The organism is Moorena sp. SIO1F2, assembly GCF_010672755.1.
GTDB lineage: Bacteria > Cyanobacteriota > Cyanobacteriia > Cyanobacteriales > Coleofasciculaceae > Moorena.
In genome coordinates, this window is sequence record NZ_JAAHFV010000490.1 from 1 (window position 1) to 3,898 (window position 3,898).

Here is a 3,898-nt window from a genome sequence, read left to right on the forward strand (position 1 = left end):
CTAGTGTTGTGGAATGGGCTAGTGTTGTGGAATGGGCTAGTGTTGTGGAATGGGCTAGTGTTGTGGAATGGGCTAGTGTTGTGGAATGGGCTAGTGTTGTGGAATGGGCTAGTGTTGTGGAATGGGCTAGTGTTGTGGAATGGGCATCTTGCCCGTTCGAGATCTTATCCGGCGGGCAAGATGCCCACTCTTCTTATCCGGCGGGCAAGATGCCCACTCTACTGGGGCGGACACTGCCCACTCTACTCCTATTCATTCAAAGATTCAGTAATGCCTAATTTTTAAAGTATCGAGTTATATCAAAGCAGTGGAATACCTTGAAGAGTGTTGATTCCAACAACCCTGAGTTGAATTTGTCAAACATACCTAAACAGATTCTCTAAATTTACTTTTGATCGTGCTGTCATCAACATAAAAATAAGACAGCACCATAAAAAGCACCGATTTGCTAGTGCTGCTAAACAGTTAGCTTGATGGACTGGAATTTATTATAAACCAACTCACCTCAAAAATAATATTAAAAATTGTTAAGAGTTTTCTGAAGTAGTGACATGCTCCCGCTGCACCCTGCACTATAGTTCATTAATCGCATCAGCATAAGCCATTGCTGCTGTTTCCCACTTCGGCAAATTACTACTAATCTCAACTAATTGTTTTTCTTTGAACGCACCCATTACCTTCTCGGCTGCCTCCCTAGGCTGATCAGGATCAACGGTAATGATGGCAGACCCCCCTGCTTCCAAACCGGCTTGATTCCCTTGAGAGACCACCACGAAGCGACCAAATGATGCGGCTTCGGCAATCGGTAATCCAAAGCCCTCCCGGTCAGATAGAAACACTACCGCTGTTGCCTCTCGATACCATTGAGCCAGAATGCGATCGCTTATGTGGCCATGATACTGAACCCAAGGCAAGCTCTCAATTGACTTGAGGAACGCTTCACCGCTAGCTTGGGTCGAAGTATTCATCCCTCCTATGGACTTACGAAGTTTAGTTGGTGATCGGTAATTGGTAATTGGTGTACGCCAATTTTCCTGGAGTCCAGTTTTGGGTAAGTCCTGTTGCCTTGATGAGACCTAGGTGTATAAATTGGTTTCAGCTCAAGTGGGGCAATGCTTTCATAATTATGCTATTTTTTTAGCATAATAAAGTAACTAATTTAACGTTTTTTTAAATTAGTAATTAATTAGTTATTTTTTTTTATCTCTGCTATTTTTTGATAATCCCCTAACTATTAATTAATTAGGGTTGATAAAAAAATAAATAAAAAAACTTATCAAGTGAGTTTCCACAACAATCTACTCATCTTCAAGATTTTAAAGTTTATGTATTCAGTGTTTAAGTTTATTTAATCCCAACGTTATATTCGTTATAGTCTATTGTGTGTACTCACAGTTTGGACAAGCTGGCTGATTATTATTGAACCCAGTCGAGCTATTTACAACCTGATTGAACATTGGGAATTTGCCTTCACAATGGTCTTTGGTTCGATGGTTGCAGGAGCCACAAGTATGGGAGGAGGCGCAGTTGCTTTTCCAGCTTTAACAAAGTGGCTTCACGTCTCTCCCCCCGATGCAAAACTCTTTTCTTTAGCTATTCAAAGTATTGGCATGAGTGCCGCCTCTTTTACGATTGTTGCTATGAAAACTCCAGTATAATGGAAGTTAATTCGTTGGATGAGTTTAGGGGTAATTCCAGGTATTTTTATGGGAACAGCTTTTTTGGCTCCTTTACTTCCTCCCGAAGTCATTAAAATTTCATTTACAATGATGGTGAGCAGTTTTGCCCTCATTTTAATTCACTTAAATTTAACTAAGACTGAACGGAACTTGACGATTGAACACTGGGGTAAACGAGAAAAAATTTTATCTCTAGTAGTCGGATTAATGGGCGGTATGATTAGTGGGTTAGTTGGGAGTGGAATGGATGTTTTTGCCTACTCTGTAATGGTGTTACTGTTTGGCTTGTGTGAGAAAGTTAGCACTCCAACGTCAGTGATTTTGATGGCAATTAATGCCATCACAGGCTTTTTAATTCATAACTTTATCCTGGGGGATTTTGTCACTCCCGTCAGTAATTATTGGTTAGCGGCGGTTCCGGTTGTGGTAGTAGGTGCGCCAACCGGAGCAATTCTTTGTAGTCTGATGAAACGCCAAATGGTGGTTTGGATTTTGATTAGTTTAATTGGAATTGAATTGCTGACTTCTTTACTGTTGATTCCACTTACGACATCCGTAGTTTCGGCTGGATTGTTTGCCCTGATTTTATTTACTTCATTTTATTATCTGATGTATCGCACAAAACTGAGACGCGCTTAATTGAGTGATTCTTGGTTTTATCATTCTCTTAAAATCATTCTATTATTCAGCAACGCCAGACCGCTTCCTATGAGATGCACCCCATGTAACCTTACCCTAGGGTTAACCACCCAAAAACTTGCTCAACTGTTAGTTCTAACTCTACTCCATTGAGAATCGGTAACGTAGAGGTTGCTGAAAGGATTTCCAATCGTTGAGTCTGATCAATCACGATAATACTTTCTTCTTCCGGATCAATTAACCATCCTAGTTCGGTTCCATTACGCAAACAGTGGATGAGTTTGCTCAGGACTTTGGTTTGTCTTTGGTCTGGGGAAAGAATTTCGATTGCCCAATCTGGATGTATTTCAAAGCGGTTGGCAATTTTGCCAGTTGGTTCAATGGGGATGTTTGCCCAACGAAATACTGTGATGTCGGGAATAATTGATTCACCCCCAAAGGTACAGCGCAGTTCCGGGAAAGCCTTGGCAATTTTGTTGGGATTAGCGACTCGATTGATAGCTTGACACAATTCAATCTGAAGCAGACTATGTTGGCCTTGTGGCATGGGCTTAACAATTATTTCCCCATTGATAAATTCTGATCGGGGTTTGGTTTCTGGGAGTTTGAGGAACTCCTCTAAGGTTAGGGGTGGAGTGGCTGTGGTCATATATAGCGGTTTTTAATTAGGTGAGGTGCATTTTTTAGAGAGCAGGGAGCAGGCAAGAGGCAAGAGGAACCCACCCCTAACCCCTCCCAGGAGGGGAAGGCAAGAGGCAAGAGAAAAAAAATTATGTGTACCTCGTAGCTATGAAAAACGCTGTAATAATGGTAAATAGCGAAAATAATGACACCCAACACTTTTAAAAATAATTGCTTGTTAATTATAGCAAGAGGTTTAATCTGTACTTTTGTTATTTGTTGGATTTCGTGGTATAAACCCAACCTACAAGATGGTGATGAACGCTCGTTCGCCGCTACAGGATTGACCGTAGGTCACGCTACGCGAAAGCACTAAAACTAAACTAATATTTTTTCAATCTCCTTAAGTACCTCAGCTAAAAAAGGAGCATTAGATTGAACAATATTATCCTCACTTCCATCATGTTTATGATGAGGAAAAGTAGCAAGATTTAATTTTCGATGGTGTTCGGTATTATCATAGCGGAAAATTAGATTATTATCGTAATTCATATATTGATAACTATACATTTTTCTATCGATTGAAATTTCTACATAGACAAATTCTCGGAAATGGAGCAAGGAATTATCTTGGAAATTTATCTTGCCTCTGATAAACCCTTCATACATTCCTCTTTTTTCCCGTTCAATAGTTAACCCTTTGACTATTAGCGATGATGACAAGAAAAGATCAATCTGATCAAAATAGTCTTCAATCAACAAAATAAATATCCTCTATAGATTCTTTTGTTTTTTGTAAATGTTCCAACATTTTAGATTCTCCGATCCATTCATCAAAATCAAAACTATGGACTAATTCATCGTTATTAAAGCGAGCTGTTCCTCGGCCTCGCCTTCCTGGTCAGCTCCCGCCGGAAAGAGAACGAGGCGGCCTGATCAGACGCCGAAGCGCCGGAGGA

6 protein-coding genes are annotated in these 3,898 nt (G+C 40.4%); 3 read left to right on the top strand and 3 right to left on the bottom strand.

Features of this window, described 5'->3' with window-relative positions; genetic code table 11:
• A partial coding sequence (locus F6J94_RS31505; RefSeq protein ID WP_293047458.1) for a hypothetical protein occupies positions 1-278 on the top strand: 278 nt, incomplete at its 5' end.
• Between the two features lie 294 nt (positions 279-572).
• Here F6J94_RS31505 and F6J94_RS31510 read toward each other — a convergent pair.
• Positions 573-968: a glycosyltransferase gene (locus F6J94_RS31510; RefSeq protein ID WP_293029168.1), complete on the bottom strand. Its 396-nt coding sequence runs from the start codon at positions 966-968 to the stop codon at positions 573-575.
• 411 nt (positions 969-1,379) lie between these two features.
• Here F6J94_RS31510 and F6J94_RS31515 point away from each other — a divergent pair, with 411 nt between their 5' ends.
• Positions 1,380-1,658 carry a hypothetical protein gene (locus tag F6J94_RS31515; RefSeq protein ID WP_293029170.1) on the top strand — a complete coding sequence of 93 codons (279 nt, stop codon included), beginning with the start codon at positions 1,380-1,382 and terminating at the stop codon, positions 1,656-1,658.
• 9 nt (positions 1,659-1,667) lie between these two features.
• Positions 1,668-2,318, top strand: a complete 651-nt coding sequence (locus F6J94_RS31520; RefSeq protein WP_293029189.1) for a sulfite exporter TauE/SafE family protein — start codon at positions 1,668-1,670, stop codon at positions 2,316-2,318.
• A gap of 91 nt (positions 2,319-2,409) precedes the next feature.
• On the opposite strand, the gene F6J94_RS31525 is transcribed toward F6J94_RS31520, so the two are convergent.
• Both F6J94_RS31525 and F6J94_RS31530 read right to left on the bottom strand, forming a co-directional pair.
• Entirely contained in the window at positions 2,410-2,967 is a 558-nt protein-coding gene (locus F6J94_RS31525; RefSeq protein WP_293029172.1) for a Uma2 family endonuclease, read from the bottom strand.
• Between the two features lie 350 nt (positions 2,968-3,317).
• Positions 3,318-3,701 (bottom strand): DUF6516 family protein, encoded by a 384-nt coding sequence (locus tag F6J94_RS31530; RefSeq protein WP_293047461.1) that lies wholly within the window; start codon positions 3,699-3,701, stop codon positions 3,318-3,320.
• Positions 3,702-3,898 lie beyond the last annotated feature (197 nt).